We start from the raw sequence: 14,828 nt of genomic DNA on the forward strand, positions 1-14,828 counted from the left end.
GTTGGCGGATCGGCAAGAGTGACATTTCGCAGAGCGGCGGCAACCTCCGGTAATCATCCTCCCTGGTTCACTATCGACAGCAGTTCGGGTCGAGCACCACGCACAGGGCTTGCAGGGCCTCGGGTTTCACCCGGTGAAAGACGTTCATGCCGCGCCGGTCGGAGATCACGAGCCCGGCCTTGCGGAGCTGGCCCAGGTGATGACTGACCGTCGACTCGGCCAGGTCCAGTACCGCGGCCAGATCCCCGCTGGTCTCCTCACCCGGGCGTGAACTGAACAGCAGCGACATGATCCTCACCCGCATGGGATCGGCCAGCGCCTTGAGCCGCATCGCGACCTCCAGGGCGTCGGCGTCGCTAAGCGGCCCGGCCGCCACCGGCGCGCAGCACACCGGGGCGGACATGTCGATCACGGGCAGCGCCTTGGGCATGACCCCATCCTGCCACAGCTCTTGACATATATCGAAAAGGTGGGCATCCTGGCCGTGACGCGTCAATTCGATATATGTCTCATCCCTAGTGGAGGTTTGATCATGTCCCGTGTTCAGTTAGCGCTCAACGTCGACGATCTCAACGAAGCGATCACGTTCTACACCAGCCTGTTTGGCGTTCTCCCGGCGAAGGTGAAGCCCGGCTACGCCAACTTCGCGGTCGCCGAACCCCCGCTGAAGCTGGTGCTGCTGGAAAACCCCGGCCAGGGCGGCACCATCAACCATCTCGGGGTGGAGGTCGAATCCAGCGACAAGGTGCACGCGGAGGTCGCCCGGCTGACCAGCGAAGGCCTGGTCACCGACGAAGAGATCGGCACCACCTGTTGCTTCGCCACCCAGGACAAGGTCTGGGTGACCGGCCCGGCCGGGGAGAAATGGGAGGTCTACACCGTGCTCGCCGACTCCGACACGTTCGGCACCAGCCCACAGCTCCTCGCCGACGGCGACGCCGGCGAGGGTGGTGTCTGCTGCGGCGGCACCGCCGCCGCAGCCGCTGCGCCCCAGGCAGCGAAGGCGACGTCCTGCTGCTGACCCGATCCCGCCGGCGACACCAGGGGTCCACCATCACGCGATGGTGGACCCTCGCCGTTGGTGGCGGCTCCGGCTTGACGACGGGTTCGATGAGCATCAATATTGATGTATGTCGAAACCATCGGATCCGGTCGACGCTGCATGTTGCCCGCCCGGGGCGCTACTGCGTGAACCGCTCTCGGTGGGCGAGGCCACCGACATGGCGGTCAAACTGAAGGCCCTGGCCGATCCGGTTCGCCTGCAGTTGTTTTCGGCGATCGCCAGCCACGCCGGCGGCGAGGCCTGTGTCTGCGACATTTCGGTCGGGGTCGAGGTCTCCCAACCCACGATCAGCCACCACCTCAAAGTGCTGCGCGACGCCGGGCTCCTCACATCCGAACGTCGGGCGTCGTGGGTGTATTACGCGGTCGTGCCCGACGCCCTGGCCAGCCTGGCCGTGCTGCTCGGCGCCGTCCCCGCCGCCACTGCTGCGGGGCTATCGGCATGACCGACGCCACGACGACCGCACCCCCGGTGGTCGGCAAGCTCTCCACCCTGGACCGGTTCCTGCCGGTCTGGATCGGCGCAGCGATGGTGGTCGGTCTACTGCTGGGCGGATGGCTACCAGGCCTGAACACCGTGCTGGAAAAGGTTCAGATCGACGGGATTTCCCTGCCCATCGCCCTCGGCTTGTTGATCATGATGTATCCGGTCCTGGCCAAAGTCCGCTACGACCGCCTCGACACCGTCACCGGCGACCGCAAGCTCATCATCGCCTCACTGCTGCTGAACTGGGTGCTCGGTCCGGCGTTGATGTTCACCCTGGCCTGGCTGCTGCTGCCGGATCTGCCCGAATACCGCACCGGTCTGATCATCGTCGGGCTGGCCCGCTGCATCGCCATGGTCATCATCTGGAACGACCTGGCCTGCGGCGACCGCGAAGCCGCTGCCGTGCTCGTCGCACTGAACTCGATGTTCCAGGTCCTCATGTTCGCCGTGTTGGGCTGGTTCTACCTCTCGATACTGCCCGGCTGGCTACACCTGCCCCAGGCCACCATCACTACCTCACCCTGGCAGATCGCCAAATCCGTACTCATCTTCCTCGGCATCCCGCTCGCCGCCGGCTATCTCTCCCGCCGCATCGGCGAGAAAACAAAGGGCCGCGACTGGTATGAAACACGATTCCTGCCCACGATCGGGCCGTGGGCACTCTACGGCCTGCTGTTGACCATCGTGATTCTCTTTGCCCTGCAAGGTGATCAGATCACCAACCGACCGTTAGACGTCGCCCAAATCGCACTACCGCTACTGGCATATTTCGCCGTCATGTGGGGCGGCGGCTACCTGCTCGGCACCGTGCTCGACCTCGGCTACGAACGCACCACCACCCTCGCGTTCACCGCCGCCGGCAACAACTTCGAACTCGCCATCGCCGTCGCGATCGCCACCTACGGCGCCACCTCCGGACAGGCACTGGCCGGGGTGGTCGGACCCCTGATCGAAGTCCCCGTGCTCGTCGCCCTGGTCTACGTATCCCTCGCCTTGCGCAAACGGTTCCGCCACCACACCTCCCAACACGTCCTCACCACCGGATCGACGACGAGAACGGACCAAGCCCATGACTGACAGCCCCGTCACCCACCAAGTCCGCAACGACCTTTCCATCGACCAGAAACTCGCCCTGCGAACCGCCGCAACCCGACTGGAAAATGAGTTCGCCGATACCTTCGGCACCGAAACCATCGAACGATTCCTGCACACGTCCTACGACCAATTCGCCGGGCGCGCCAGCATCCCCAACTTCTTGCCCCTGCTGGCCGAGCGGTTCGCCCGCCAACGGCTGCACGCCCTAGCCCGGGTCGAAGGCCACATCAGCGACGGCAAACCCACTGTGTTGTTCCTCTGCACGCACAACGCCGGCCGCTCCCAGATGGCGCTGGGCTACTTCACCCACTACGCCGGCGACAACGCCCTTGCCTGGTCGGGTGGTTCCGAGCCCGGCAACGAGGTGAACCCGGCCGCCATCGAGGCCATGGCCGAGGTCGGGATCGATATCACCGGTGAATACCCGAAACCCTGGACCGATGAAATCGTCCAGGCTGCTGACGCGGTCATCACCATGGGTTGCGGGGATGCCTGTCCGATCTTCCCCGGAAAGCGTTACGAGAACTGGGAACTGCCCGACCCGGCTGGCCAAGGCCTCGACGCAGTCCGCCCAATCCGTGATGACATCGACGAACGGGTCCGCCAACTGTTGGCCGACCTGGACGTGCCCATCACCCGATAGCCACGAAATCCCAAGGGAACACGACAATCATGGCTGACACGTCTGTGTTGTTCGTCTGCGTGAGTAATGCCGGAAAGTCGGTCATGGCCCTCACCGCCGAGCTCACCGATCAGCCGTCTCGAACGAGCAGCAGAGACTCCTCGCCTGCACCCGATTGGCAGGACTACGGCGAAGCGGAAACATCCGGTTCGCTCCTATAGCGGGGCGCCCACGCGGCGACAGTCTCCGCCAATCCCGCGAGCGTCGGGAGTTTCTCAATAGAGCTGGCGATGTCGGCCATGTCTGTGGGCGCCCTATCGGTGATCCGGGTGGGTGATCGATCGGAGTTCCAGTCGCGGGATTCCTACAAAGTCCGCTGGATTGCATGTGTATAGCGGCACGGCATGTGCAATAGCGCTGGCTGCGATGAGTGCGTCGTAGGCTCGTGCAGCCGGCTTGCGCCCGGACGTGCGCAGAGCCGCCGCGACGCTGCCAAATGCTCGTGCGCAGTCTTCATCAAACGGAAGTACGTCAAAGTCCGCCTCGGCCTGCTGGAGGTGTTGTTGACGGGCAGCGCGCTCGGCATCGTCGCGAGCGACGTGCGGACCCACGGACAGCTCGGCCAGAGTTATCGCGCTAATCACCGATTCATCGGGAAGCGCGGCCGGGTCGGATATCTGGCCGAGGAGGATCACTGTGGAGGTATCCAGCATCCCCCGGTTCTGGGCTTCCGTCACAGCGACGGGTCGATCACCTTGTCGATGTCGCGCCGGAGGGCACCAGGGTCCACCCGTGGAAGATTCTTGCGGCGACGAATCAGTTCCGCTGGGCTGGCGCTGGAACGAGGTAGGGGGCGCAGCTCTGCTACCGGCGTGCCGTCCCGGGTAATGACGATGCGCTCACCGTGCTCGACACGGCGCAGAACTTCTCCTCCGCTGTTCCGGAGTTCGCGCACCGTTACCTTTTCCACCCCCGCGAGTGTATCACCGGTGAGACGCTGACGCGAGAGGTGTCCGTGCCACCTCCCGCCGCGCTGCGGCGTCTCGGGAAGGCGCCACATCTCGACCGACTCGACAGTCCGCATCGCAGAGAACGCGTAGAAACGAATTAGGCAGCCTACCAACAAGACTAGTCAGACTAGTCAGCCAAAAAGAATCAGGGGTAACCTGCTCGTGTGGAGCAGCGAATCACCAGCACCGAAGCCAAGGCCAAGTTCAACGCCCTCCTGGCCGACCTCCCGCACACCGGCGCGGTCATCATCACCAGCCACGGCGAACCAGTCGCCGTTCTGAGTCCCTACATCGACTCGCCTCGGCGCTTCGGCCAGCTCTCCACGCTGACCGTGCCCGACGATTTCGACGCACCCCTACCCGACTCGGAACTTGCTGCCTGGGAAGACAAGTCATGACCACACCCGCTCACCCAACACCCGCCCGCGCGGTCCTACTCGACACCCACGTGCTCCTCTGGCTGGTCTCCACGCCCGACAAGGTGTCCACCGCCGCCCGCGAGCTCCTCGCACGAAAAAGCACCACACTGTGGGTGTCGGCGGCCTCGGCCTGGGAGGTCTCCATCAAGACCCGGATCGGACGGCTCGACGGCGAACCCCTGCTGTCGGCGTGGCCGGACATCATCGCCGATATGACGGCCACCGAACTCCCGATTGACTCCCCCGACGCCATCCTCGCCAGCAGACTGCCGTGGGGCCACAGCGACCCGTTCGACCGCGTCATTGTCGCCCAGGCCACTCGGCGCAACCTCACCATCGCCACCCACGACGCCAAGATCCTAACCGCCGCACTCACGCCCACCCTCGCCGTCTGACCGGGCTTCAGACGCAGACGCCAGCGGCGCCGCCAAGCAGTCCTCCTCAGTCAAGGGTGGTGACGAGAGTCCGACCGACACAGAGGAATCGGGGAGAGTCAGTGGTCGGGTCTAGAACGCCTTCTTGTTGCGGACGCGGCTGCGGCAGCGCCTGTCTTCGTCGTAGACGCGCGAACACCCCGTCGCCGACCAGCTCGCCCGATTCGCGGAAACGAATGCGATAACGCATTTTCGCGGCCTGCCACGGGTGACCCGGGACTACATGGCCACCAGCGCCATCCGAAAACGTCAATTATGCGGCGACACAACAGCGCCCGACCGCCTCAATCCAGATGGCGGGCCATTGCACGAGGCCAACAACGGCGCCGTTGTCAAGCGGGATATGTGTGCGGATAGCCGGGAACCACGGTCCGTGCCAAGGTGCTGACATGACCATATTTGTCATCGATGCACCGGTGGCCATCGATCTCGCAACGAGCGAAGTTACCATTCCACCGGAGCACAGCCTGGCGGCTCCCACGTTGCTGCGCTCGCAGACGCTGGCGCTCGTTTATGACTCGGTGCGCCGCGGCGAGATGGATGAGCGGAGCGGTCGGAAGGTTCTCGACGATATCCGCGGGCTACGGATCCGACTCCTCGGCGACCGATCATTGCAGGACCGTGCATGGCGGATAGCCGCGAAACTGAACTGGCCGGACACCTACCAGGCCGAGTACATCGCACTGACCCAGCTGCAGGCAGACGCTCTGGCCACCTCGGACGAGAAACTCTCCACTGCGGCCCGCGCATTCGTCGACACCGTGGCACCCGCCGACATCGTGCGTTCTTCGAGTTGAAGCATGCAGCCCCGTGAATGGATGCGGGGAGTGTTCAGCGGAGATCTTTGATCATCGCGAGTCCGAGCGAGCCGTTACCCTGGCCGACCACGCGAAATCCCTTGCGTTCGTAAAGCCGCTTGGCGGGATTGCGTACGTGGACGTTGGTGCACATCGTGTCGATGCCTCTTGCAAGATCGGCGAACAGAGCGTCGAGGAGTAAGCCGCCGATGCCGGTTCCACGGCGCTCAGGTGCGACACCGATGCAGAGTTCCGGCAACGGCGCGCCGGCCGCGTCAGTGCGCAGCATCTCCAGCACTTCGTCGTCGTCCGGGTCGGGAAGGAGCCGGTCTTCAATGACGCAAGCGTGGCGTGTCATCTCGACGACGAAGCCATCGTCGTCAGGGGTCGCCGCGCGTAGCCGCACGGTGGACTGAGATGCCATCTGCAGATTGTGGCAGACGCTCACTGTTGCATCCATGTCGATTTGACGGGACCACGGAGCGACCAAACTTGCGGTGCGATGATCGAGGTGACGATCCTCCGTCATCGCGTGCACCCGGCAACTGGCAGGCTCTCGGTAGCTCCTGATTGCCCATCGGGATTGGTTCGGTCACCTCGCGATTTGCCACGGGAGCCAATGGGCCTGGCCCGGTAGCGTGCAACGCATGGCCATCAAACTTGAGAACGTCGGCATCGCCGTCCGCAACCTCGAAGCAACGATCTCCTTTTTCACTGACCTCGGTCTCACGGTCGTTGGCCGTGACACGGTCAGCGGTGAGTGGACCGACACTGCCGTCGGCCTTGATGGCAACCACGCCAACATCGCGATGCTCCAGACGCCAGACGGTCACGGTCGCCTTGAGTTGTTCGAGTACATTCACCCACCGGCGATCGAGTCGAAGCCCACGCGTCCCAACGAAATTGGTATGCACCGCGTTGCCTTCTCGGTCGACGACATTGATCAAGCTCTTGAGATTGCCGCGCGGCACGGGTGCCGTCCGCTTCGCGGCGTGGCGACCTATAGGGACGTCTACAAGCTCACGTACGTCCGCGGTCCCAGTGGCATCATCGTGATGCTCGCCGAGGAGCTCATGAAGACTTGACGTCCGAATCAGCCCAATTCGATGTATTGCTAACCTCCTTGAGCCGCAGGTTCCGTCCAGGATGCGGTCGCCGCTTGGTGCTGCTGGGCGTCGATTTCGGCCTTTGTACCGCGCCACCGACCGCCCTCTCACGAGGTCTATTCTGGACACATGGCGCTGACCTTCGCGCTGCCCGGGCGTTTACGACACGCCCGTCCTGCCGCGCTGCGAGCCGCGGTCATCGCGCTCTTACTGTGCGCAGTGGCGTTGAACGTCGGGCGCGGGCTGGCCTCTGCTGCCCCTTCAGATCAGCCGCCGCCCACCATCCCGTTCCCGTCCGAATTCTCCGCGCTGCCTCTACCGACCCTGCCGATCGCCGTCGGGCTGCCGCCCTTCCCCTACCCTGCCGACGTCCCGACCGTAGAACTCCCGAGCAAAGTCCCCACCATCGAACTTCCGGCCGCGATCCCGCCCGTCCCGCTGCCCGCGAATGTCCCCGTGGCTCCGTTGCCCGCCGACATCCCACCTATCCAGCTACCAGCACAGATACCACCGGGATTGTTGTAGAGAACGGCAAACACCCCAGAGTCCCGGGGCGATCGCGATCGACCTGCTGTACCGTGACCCACGATCCCCATCAACTCGGCCTCCTCTGTGAACTCGCGGGGCCGCACCGCGTCGTCTGCGGCAGCGACTACCCCTGCGACATGGCCGAGACGGACCCGGCCCGCTTCGCCGTTCAGCACGGCCCTTCCAGGGACGCGCTCATCCGCGCCGCCCTCGACTACTTCGGAAAGCCTCGAACAGGCGTCACTCCAGCCTGATCCACAGACTTTGCCGGAACCCGTTGACGCTGGAGTCGACCGCCGCCATTGCCGCCGACGTGGCGGCGGCTGGATGGGACAGCGCAGCGGTTGGTCAGTCGCCGGGTGCGTGGTTGCGTTCTGCCCGTGACATGGTCATCGCGACACCGATGGCGCTGGCCAGCGGAAATAACGATGCGCTGATCCAGACGGTGCCAGGCTCGCCACCACGTCCCGGGTGAGCGGAACGGTGATCATCTCACCGATCGCCAGCAGCACGACAAAAGCGATTGCCGGGATCAAGGCTCGAAAACCGTTCCAGGCCAACGGTATTGCCACAGCAACACCGACGAAGGCGGATGCTATCAACAGGTATCCGGCCGGCAGGACCAGCCGGGCGGGACGGTGACCGGTAAGCCGGGTGATCGGAAGCTGCGCGATCACGATCAGCACGGACGAGCCGGCGAAGAACCAGCCTAGCGCGGCCTGCGAGCCGGTGACCCGTTGGACCTCCAGCGGGAGCAGCAGATAGAGCTGGTTGTAGGCGATGAGGTTGCCACTGGCGGCGATCGCGAACACCACGAACAATCGGTTGCCGGCCACCTCTTTCCAACCTGCGGTCCAGGGTTCCGCGTGGTGCTCGCCGGGTTCGGCGGGATACCAACGCACGTGGGCTGCGGCCACGGCCACGAAAACGACTGCGGCGACGACGCAGGCGGCCCGGAAGTCGACGAGCAGCAGCGCGGAGCCGACGAGTGGTCCGGTGAACGATCCGATCTGTCCGCACACGGAGAACAAGGCGAAGACCTCGACCCGCCGCGGGCCGCCGTCCCGTTCGAGGCGGCCGGACTGCGTGGCGAGAGCGGCCTCGACCGCCGGCGAGAACAGCGCGGCCGCGAATCCGATCAGCGTGCTGGCGATCAGCACGGCGCCGAGCGCGTCCGCCCGGGCGAGCAGCAGGAAGCCGGCGATCCTGACGGCGCAGCCGGCGATGATCACCGGCTTGGCGCCGAGTTTGTCGGTGAGGATGCCGCCGACGACGAACAGACCCTGTTGGGAGAAGGTGCGTATCCCGAGGACCAGGCCCACCATCGCGGTGCCGATGCCGAGTTCCGCGGTGAGGTACACCGAAAGGTACGGCACCACCGCGTAGAAGCCGATGTTGAACACCAACTGGGTGAGCACTAGAAGACGTACGACGGGCGGGGCGTGCCGCAGATCGGTCACCAACGTCCAGCGCCGGGCCGCGAGCCACGTACGGCTCACGCGTCAACCGTGGCCGGCGTATCCGTACGTCGTTGCGTGCGCGGTCTGGCCCGGGTGTACTCCGAGGTGGCGCTCGCTAGTCCGACCGCCAGCACAGCCAGGGCGACCAGGGACGACAGCGGGGCGAGCACCACCCACGGCGCGCGTTCCACCGATCCGATGCCGTCGGAGAGGATCAGGCCCCAGTCGGGTGCCGGCGGTTGCGGCCCGAGGCCGAGGAATCCGAGCGCGGCCAGGGCGAGCGCGACGCCGGGCAGCCGCAACATCGCATGCCGCAGCACGGCGGGGATCACCGCGGGAACGATCGCCGTGAACAGGATGCGGGCGCGTCCGGCGCCCAGTACGGGCAGGATCGCGACGTACGGCCGGGCGCGGGCCTCCTCGACGAGCGCGGCGGTGTGCGCGGCGAGCGGCGCCCAGGACACCAGCAGGACGGCCACCGCCGCGCCCGCCAGGCTCTGTCCCCAGATGGCGGCGATCAGGATGCCCGCCACCACCGGTGGGGCGGCGTTGGCGACTTCGACGAAGCCCCGGGAGAGCCGGGGGATCAGCCCCAACAGCAGCCCGACCAGGAAACAACCGGCGATGACCACGAGCGACACGCCGATCGTCTGTACGGCGCCGCTGGACACCCGCGCCAGCAGATCACGGCCGGCGCTGTCGGTGCCGAACGGAAACGCTGATGAAGGCGCGGCGAACCGGTCCCGGCTGGTGCTGAACGGGTCGCGGCCGATGCCCGCGAGGACGATGACGACCAGCACCACCCCGGCGACAGTGGGAGTGACCCACGTCCACCTGGATCGGGCGAACACCCCGGTGGGGGTGGGCATGGCCTGGCCGCGCAGGGCGGAGCCGAGCAGAACCCGACGGGCGAGTTCGGCGAGCACGCCGGCCAGCGCGCTGACCGCCAGCAGCAGCAGGATGTCGATCTGCAGCGCCGGCAGGTCTTGGGAGCGGGCGTCGCCCAGCGTGGTCCGACCGAGGCCGGGTATGGCGAACACCTGCTCCACCGCGACCGCTCCGCCGGTGATGGCCACCATGATGAGGCCGATTTGCGAGGTGAGGCCAGGCAGTACTCGGCGCAGCACGGCGCACGCGATTCGTGGCTTGCTGAAGCCGGCGACCGTCCACATCGTCACCCAGCCCTCGGTGAACGTCACCGCGACCGCGTCCGCGGCCAGCCGTCCCAGCAGTCCGCCGGCCGGGATACCGAGCGCGAGAGCCGGTAGCACGGCATGGCTGGGTCCGCTCCAGCCGTAGGACGGGAACGGCAACCACACCGAGCCGACCACCACCAGCGCCGACGCCAGCAGGAATTCGGGCAGCGAGGTCAGGGCGGCTGCGATGGCCCCGCTGGTCCGGCGCGGGGTACCCCGTAGACCCGACCGCAGTGACGCGGCCACCACGATGGCGGCGACGATCGTCGCCACCACCATGGCGCACGCCATCAGGGTCAGCGATACCCCGAGGGCGGGCAGGGCACCGCCGAGGACCGGTTTACCGGTGTTCCAGGAGGTGCCGGCGTCACCGCGCAACAGGCCAGCGAGCCAGTCGGCGAACATCCGCGCCGGCCCGGCGTCGAGGCCCAGCTCCCGGCGGATGGCGTTGAGTGCCTCGGGCGTCGCCTCCTGTTCGGCCGAACGCGCCCGCAGGATGCTGCGCGCGGGATCACGGCCCGACAACCACGGCAGCAGGCCGACGATGACGACGACACCGCAAACCGCGACGACCCGCGACGCCAGGACCAGCAGGCCGCGTGGGACGAAAATCATTCCTGCACGGTGGTGTCGGTGGCGATCAGCAATCGTTCGCGCGGATCCCGGGCGACGTGGGCGATCCGTCGGCTCTCGCCCTGGATTACCCGTTCGTGCAGCATCGGCACGGCCGCGTCTTTTTCGAGGATGAGCTTCTCCGCGTGCAGGATCGCCGCGCGACGTTCCGGTCCGGCGGCGGCCTCGGAGGCGGCCTGCAACGCCCGGTCAACCTCGGCATCGCAGAACTGCGAGATATTGAACGAGCCCTGGCAGGCGAAATCGGAGTACAGGTAGGCGACCGGATCACCCGAGTCGAGGACGGTGGCGCGGGAGAGGATGAATGCGTCGAATCGGCCCGCCAGGGCGTCGGTTTCGATGAACTGGTACTCACGCACCACCTGGTTGACGGTGAACCCCTGCGCCTCGAGTGCCTCCTGGAGGAGCACGGCGACTTCCGGGAGCTCGGCGCGGTCGGTGAAGGTGCCGAGCGTGATCGTCTGTCCGGTAGGGCGGCCGGCCGGTACGTGGTTTGGTGCCGTGCGTTCCGACGCCCAGGGGATCGCGGGTCCCAACAGTCCCGCGGCCACATCCGCGCGGCCCTCGTAGACCTGATCGACAAGGCGTTGACGGTCCACGGCCGCACGCGCCGCCGCGCGCATCGCCGGATCGGTGAACACTCCGGTCCGGTTGTTGAGGTAGAGCGTGTTGGTGCGGGGCATTGGAACCTCGTGGATCAGTTCCCCATCCACCAATCCGGCCTGCGAGACCGGAACGGCCTCAACGATATCGGCAGTGCTGTTCCGTAGTGCGGCGGCCCGGGCGGTGCCGTCCGGCACGAAGTCGACATCGACTCCCGCGAGCGCAGCCTTCTCACCCCAGTAGTCCTCGTTGCGGTCCAGGGTCGCGCCCGATGTCCCGTTCACCGCGGTGAGGATGAACGGACCGGTGCCGGCCCGGACCGGATTCACCGGACCCGCATACGCGCTACTGGCCAGGATCGCCAGCTGCGGACTCGACAACCGTTGCGGGACCAGCGGATCGACATCCCCGGTGGTTACCCGGACGGCGTTTTCGCCGTCTGCGGCGACGCTGAGCTCGACGCCGTCGAGGATGCGTGGCTTCGGGGTGGCCCGGGTCGCCGCAGTCAGCGCGGTGACCACCGCATCCGGGGTGAGTTCGGTGCCGTCGTGGAATCGGACACCGTCACGCAGGGTGAATCGCCAAGTGTGACCGTCGATCTGCGCCCATTGCGTGGCCAACCCCGGTTGGGCGTCACCGTTGTCGTCGAGAGTGATCAGGGTTTCCGCCGTGGACCATCGCGACAGTTTGAACGCGTCGTCGCTGAACGGCGACAGCGCCGACCGTGGTGGCTGCAGCATGGCGACGCGGGCGCGTTCGTCACCTCCGTTCGACGACGGTGCGAAGCAGCCCCCGACCAGCAGCGCGGCGATGACTGTCGCGCAGCAGCGCAATGGGTGGGATACGGCGGACATGGGCCTCCCGTTCGTCGGTGTGTTTAGGGTCGTCAGCTGGCCAGTGATCGATCGGTCGCGCCCGGCAGGCGGGGCAGTGATTCGAGCAGCGCCCGGGTGTGTGGATGCTCGGGCTGGGTGAGGACATCGCGCACCGGACCGCGTTCGACCAGTCGCCCCGAGTGCATCACGACGATGTTGACGCACAGCCGGGCAGCCACTGCGAGGTCGTGTGTAACCACCAGGAGCGCAGTGGATTCCGTGTCGTTGAGACTCCGCAGGATGTCGAGTATCTGGTCGCGGATCTCCAGGTCGAGGCCGCTCACCGGTTCGTCGGCCAACAGGTAGTCCGGCGAGCAGGCGACCGCGCGGGCGATGGCAACCCGCTGATTCTGCCCGCCGGAGAGCTGGGTGGGGCGACGGTCGAGGTATCTGCCGCCCAGCCCGACTGCAACGAGTGCCTGCTCGGCCAGCGCGCGGTGGTCACCGGCCACGCCGAGCAGCTTCAGCGGCTGGGCCACCAGGTCGATCGTGCGCCGGTGCGGATCCAGCGAGGTCGCGGGATCCTGCGGAATGTATTGGACGCGTTGGCGAAACCAGCGCAGCGTGCGGGCCGGTCCCGGGTGCGCCGGCACCCCGTCGAGATGGACGGTGCCCGACGTCGGACGGTCGACGGCCAGCATCATCCGCACCAGAGTGGACTTGCCGGAACCGGATTCACCGACCAGCGCGGTCCGGCTGCCCGGCGCCAACGTGAGGTCGACGCCGACCACCGCCGCATGGGCGCGTGCTCCGTGACCGAAGCGGCGGCTGACGGCGCAGGCGGCGAGTGCGGACGGGCTCACTGGCTCACCGCCGCCAATGCCTGCATCGGGTCCGCCGCGCGGGCGCGTTCGACGAGCGCACGGGTGCAGGATGCCGACGGGGATTCCAGCACCCGCGTCGTCGGACCGTCTTCGACGATAACGCCGTCGTCCACCACGATGAGCCGGTCACATCGGGATGCCGCGACGGCGACGTCGTGGGTGATCAACAGCAGCGCCCGGTCCTTCATGCGATCGAGCGCGGTGAGCACCGTTGCCGCACTGACCACGTCGAGCGCCGACGTCGGCTCGTCGGCGATCAGCACCGGGCCGCCGCACGCCAGCGCCAGGGCGATACACACCCGCTGACGCTGACCGCCGGACAACTCCATCGGAAACGACGCCAGGATTCGGTCGGGTTCGGCGAACCCGACGTCGCGCAACGCGTCCTCGGCGGGCACGGTTCCGGCCCGTCGCAATTGCGCGCGTACCCTCACCAACGGGTTCAGCGCCGTCGCCGAGTACTGGAACACCATCGCCGGCCGCGCCACCGCGGGCCGTTGGGGCGGCGGCAGGTGCGTCACCTCGTGACCGGCGACCTTCACCGTGCCGGTCACCGTCAGAGCCGGCGCGGTCCGGCCGACGATCGCCGCGGCGATGGTCGACTTTCCCGAGCCGGACCGCCCCAGCAGGCCCACGCGCTGACCCGCGCCGATCTCGAAGGAAACCGAATCAACCAGTGGATTTCGACCGGCGGTCACCCGCAGGTCGTCGACGGCGACGACGCTGTCGCCGCCGCCGAATTGCCGCTCATCCGTCGCCCTAGGCCCCACAAGAAGATAATGATAATCATTTTTATCTTGGGTTTGGCCAGCGGCCGGAGAGCGATGTCGCGACGCCACAGGGAAGCAGTGGTGGGACGGCCTTCAGTTGCGGGTCGACGCTGCTGCCAAGCGGCGATTGGAGGAGGCGGCGGGCGAGGCGCACCTCAGTGTGACTGCATTGGTGCTGCAGGGCGCCGACCGTGCCGCCGATGACGTGCTGGCCGAAAGGCAAGCCATCCGCCTTTCCCTCGACGCCGCGTCCGCCTTTACCGAAGCTCTCAACCGCACCGCGCGGGTGAGTGAACGGCTAGCGAAGGCGCTGCAACGGCCGGCGAAGTTCAGCTGGCTCGACTGAGGTGCTTTTCCGACTAGCCAAAGAGGCCCACCTGGCCCCTTTCGCGACCGCGGCGGCGCGCCTGGATGACATCCCCGGCATCGGGCCGGTCGCCGCCGCGGTGATCATCGCCGAGATCGGCACCGACATGTCCCAGTTCCCCACCGCGGGACGTCTGTGTTCGTGGGCGAAGTTCACCCCCGCCACCAAATCCTCGGCCGGCAAGACCAAGGGCAACGGCTCCACCGGACACGGCAACCGCTACCTGGCCCGGGTCCTGGGCGAGGCGGCCGCCGGCGCCGCCAGAACCCACACCTTCCTCGGCGAACGGTACCGGCGCATTGCCAAACGTCGCGGCACCAAACGCGCGATCGTCGCCGTCGCACGCTCCATCCTGGTCACCATCTGGCATCGACTCGCCGACGAGGACATCCGTTTCACCGACCTCGGTACCGATCACTTCACCAAACACACCAACCCAGAGGCCACCAAACGCAACCACATCCGCCAGCTCGAGGCCCTCGGCTACACCGTCACCCTCACCCCAGCAGCCTGACTGTCAACACCCAATCAACCCGCCCT

General features: G+C 66.6%; 19 protein-coding genes and 1 pseudogene. 11 read left to right on the plus strand and 9 right to left on the minus strand.

Features of this window, described 5'->3' with window-relative positions; all coding sequences use genetic code 11:
- Positions 1 to 70: 70 nt before the first annotated feature.
- Positions 71 to 430 carry an Rv2640c family ArsR-like transcriptional regulator gene (locus tag ADBZ6K_RS05840; RefSeq protein WP_526344936.1) on the minus strand — a complete coding sequence of 120 codons (360 nt, stop codon included), beginning with the start codon at positions 428 to 430 and terminating at the stop codon, positions 71 to 73.
- A 102-nt stretch (positions 431 to 532) separates the two neighbouring features.
- Between ADBZ6K_RS05840 and ADBZ6K_RS05845 the strand changes: the two genes are divergently transcribed.
- From ADBZ6K_RS05845 to ADBZ6K_RS05860, 4 genes and pseudogenes are all read left to right on the plus strand, one after another.
- Positions 533 to 1,021: an ArsI/CadI family heavy metal resistance metalloenzyme gene (locus ADBZ6K_RS05845; RefSeq protein WP_526344937.1), complete on the plus strand. Its 489-nt coding sequence runs from the start codon at positions 533 to 535 to the stop codon at positions 1,019 to 1,021.
- A 109-nt stretch (positions 1,022 to 1,130) separates the two neighbouring features.
- Positions 1,131 to 1,508, plus strand: coding sequence for an ArsR/SmtB family transcription factor (locus tag ADBZ6K_RS05850; RefSeq protein WP_526344938.1), 378 nt, complete (start codon positions 1,131 to 1,133; stop codon positions 1,506 to 1,508).
- A pseudogene (arsB, locus tag ADBZ6K_RS05855) lies at positions 1,505 to 2,578 on the plus strand (ACR3 family arsenite efflux transporter); the annotation flags it as partial. The gene ADBZ6K_RS05850 and the pseudogene arsB, both read left to right, overlap by 4 nt.
- Before the next feature lie 40 nt (positions 2,579 to 2,618).
- A complete protein-coding gene (locus ADBZ6K_RS05860) occupies positions 2,619 to 3,287 on the plus strand; it encodes an arsenate reductase ArsC (RefSeq protein ID WP_526344939.1) in 669 nt (222 codons plus the stop codon).
- 293 nt (positions 3,288 to 3,580) lie between these two features.
- Here ADBZ6K_RS05860 and ADBZ6K_RS05865 read toward each other — a convergent pair whose 3' ends face one another.
- Positions 3,581 to 3,979, minus strand: coding sequence for a type II toxin-antitoxin system VapC family toxin (locus ADBZ6K_RS05865; RefSeq protein ID WP_526344940.1), 399 nt, complete (start codon positions 3,977 to 3,979; stop codon positions 3,581 to 3,583).
- A 20-nt stretch (positions 3,980 to 3,999) separates the two neighbouring features.
- Positions 4,000 to 4,236 (minus strand): type II toxin-antitoxin system Phd/YefM family antitoxin, encoded by a 237-nt coding sequence (locus tag ADBZ6K_RS05870; RefSeq protein WP_526344941.1) that lies wholly within the window; start codon positions 4,234 to 4,236, stop codon positions 4,000 to 4,002.
- 204 nt (positions 4,237 to 4,440) lie between these two features.
- Between ADBZ6K_RS05870 and ADBZ6K_RS05875 the strand changes: the two genes are divergently transcribed.
- The 3 genes from ADBZ6K_RS05875 (at position 4,441) to ADBZ6K_RS05885 (ending at position 5,926) form a co-directional block, all read left to right on the plus strand.
- Entirely contained in the window at positions 4,441 to 4,674 is a 234-nt protein-coding gene (locus tag ADBZ6K_RS05875; protein WP_526344942.1) for a type II toxin-antitoxin system Phd/YefM family antitoxin, read from the plus strand.
- Complete coding sequence (locus tag ADBZ6K_RS05880) at positions 4,671 to 5,090, plus strand: type II toxin-antitoxin system VapC family toxin (protein ID WP_526344943.1); 420 nt, start codon at positions 4,671 to 4,673, stop codon at positions 5,088 to 5,090. Before ADBZ6K_RS05875 ends, ADBZ6K_RS05880 begins: the two co-directional genes overlap by 4 nt.
- Before the next feature lie 455 nt (positions 5,091 to 5,545).
- Entirely contained in the window at positions 5,546 to 5,926 is a 381-nt protein-coding gene (locus ADBZ6K_RS05885) for a type II toxin-antitoxin system VapC family toxin (RefSeq protein WP_526344944.1), read from the plus strand.
- Positions 5,927 to 5,960: 34 nt separating this feature from the next.
- On the opposite strand, the gene ADBZ6K_RS05890 is transcribed toward ADBZ6K_RS05885, so the two are convergent.
- Entirely contained in the window at positions 5,961 to 6,455 is a 495-nt protein-coding gene (locus tag ADBZ6K_RS05890; protein ID WP_526344945.1) for a GNAT family N-acetyltransferase, read from the minus strand.
- Positions 6,456 to 6,573: 118 nt separating this feature from the next.
- Here ADBZ6K_RS05890 and ADBZ6K_RS05895 point away from each other — a divergent pair, with 118 nt between their 5' ends.
- Together ADBZ6K_RS05895 and ADBZ6K_RS05900 are read left to right on the plus strand one after the other, a co-directional pair.
- Positions 6,574 to 7,011 (plus strand): VOC family protein, encoded by a 438-nt coding sequence (locus ADBZ6K_RS05895; protein WP_526344946.1) that lies wholly within the window; start codon positions 6,574 to 6,576, stop codon positions 7,009 to 7,011.
- 150 nt (positions 7,012 to 7,161) lie between these two features.
- Positions 7,162 to 7,557, plus strand: a complete 396-nt coding sequence (locus ADBZ6K_RS05900; RefSeq protein WP_526344947.1) for a hypothetical protein — start codon at positions 7,162 to 7,164, stop codon at positions 7,555 to 7,557.
- Between the two features lie 392 nt (positions 7,558 to 7,949).
- Here the strand turns inward: ADBZ6K_RS05900 and ADBZ6K_RS05905 are convergent, their stop codons facing one another.
- From ADBZ6K_RS05905 to ADBZ6K_RS05925, 5 genes are read right to left on the minus strand one after another with little or no spacing between them, the layout of a single operon-like run.
- Entirely contained in the window at positions 7,950 to 9,059 is a 1,110-nt protein-coding gene (locus tag ADBZ6K_RS05905) for an MFS transporter (protein ID WP_526344948.1), read from the minus strand.
- Positions 9,056 to 10,831, minus strand: a complete 1,776-nt coding sequence (locus tag ADBZ6K_RS05910) for an ABC transporter permease subunit (protein ID WP_526344949.1) — start codon at positions 10,829 to 10,831, stop codon at positions 9,056 to 9,058. The genes ADBZ6K_RS05905 and ADBZ6K_RS05910 overlap by 4 nt, the downstream gene beginning before the upstream one ends.
- Complete coding sequence (locus ADBZ6K_RS05915) at positions 10,828 to 12,306, minus strand: ABC transporter substrate-binding protein (protein ID WP_526344950.1); 1,479 nt, start codon at positions 12,304 to 12,306, stop codon at positions 10,828 to 10,830. The genes ADBZ6K_RS05910 and ADBZ6K_RS05915 overlap by 4 nt, the downstream gene beginning before the upstream one ends.
- Before the next feature lie 32 nt (positions 12,307 to 12,338).
- Entirely contained in the window at positions 12,339 to 13,130 is a 792-nt protein-coding gene (locus tag ADBZ6K_RS05920) for an ABC transporter ATP-binding protein (RefSeq protein WP_526344951.1), read from the minus strand.
- Positions 13,127 to 13,921 carry an ABC transporter ATP-binding protein gene (locus tag ADBZ6K_RS05925; protein ID WP_526344952.1) on the minus strand — a complete coding sequence of 265 codons (795 nt, stop codon included), beginning with the start codon at positions 13,919 to 13,921 and terminating at the stop codon, positions 13,127 to 13,129. Before ADBZ6K_RS05925 ends, ADBZ6K_RS05920 begins: the two co-directional genes overlap by 4 nt.
- A gap of 97 nt (positions 13,922 to 14,018) precedes the next feature.
- Between ADBZ6K_RS05925 and ADBZ6K_RS05930 the strand changes: the two genes are divergently transcribed.
- Together ADBZ6K_RS05930 and ADBZ6K_RS05935 are read left to right on the plus strand one after the other, a co-directional pair.
- Positions 14,019 to 14,267: a type II toxin-antitoxin system TacA family antitoxin gene (locus ADBZ6K_RS05930; RefSeq protein ID WP_526344953.1), complete on the plus strand. Its 249-nt coding sequence runs from the start codon at positions 14,019 to 14,021 to the stop codon at positions 14,265 to 14,267.
- Between the two features lies 1 nt (position 14,268).
- Positions 14,269 to 14,802: a transposase gene (locus ADBZ6K_RS05935; RefSeq protein WP_526344954.1), complete on the plus strand. Its 534-nt coding sequence runs from the start codon at positions 14,269 to 14,271 to the stop codon at positions 14,800 to 14,802.
- Positions 14,803 to 14,828 lie beyond the last annotated feature (26 nt).

The sequence above is a fragment of the Mycobacterium sp. genome (genome assembly GCF_044223235.1).
Classification (GTDB): domain Bacteria; phylum Actinomycetota; class Actinomycetes; order Mycobacteriales; family Mycobacteriaceae; genus Mycobacterium.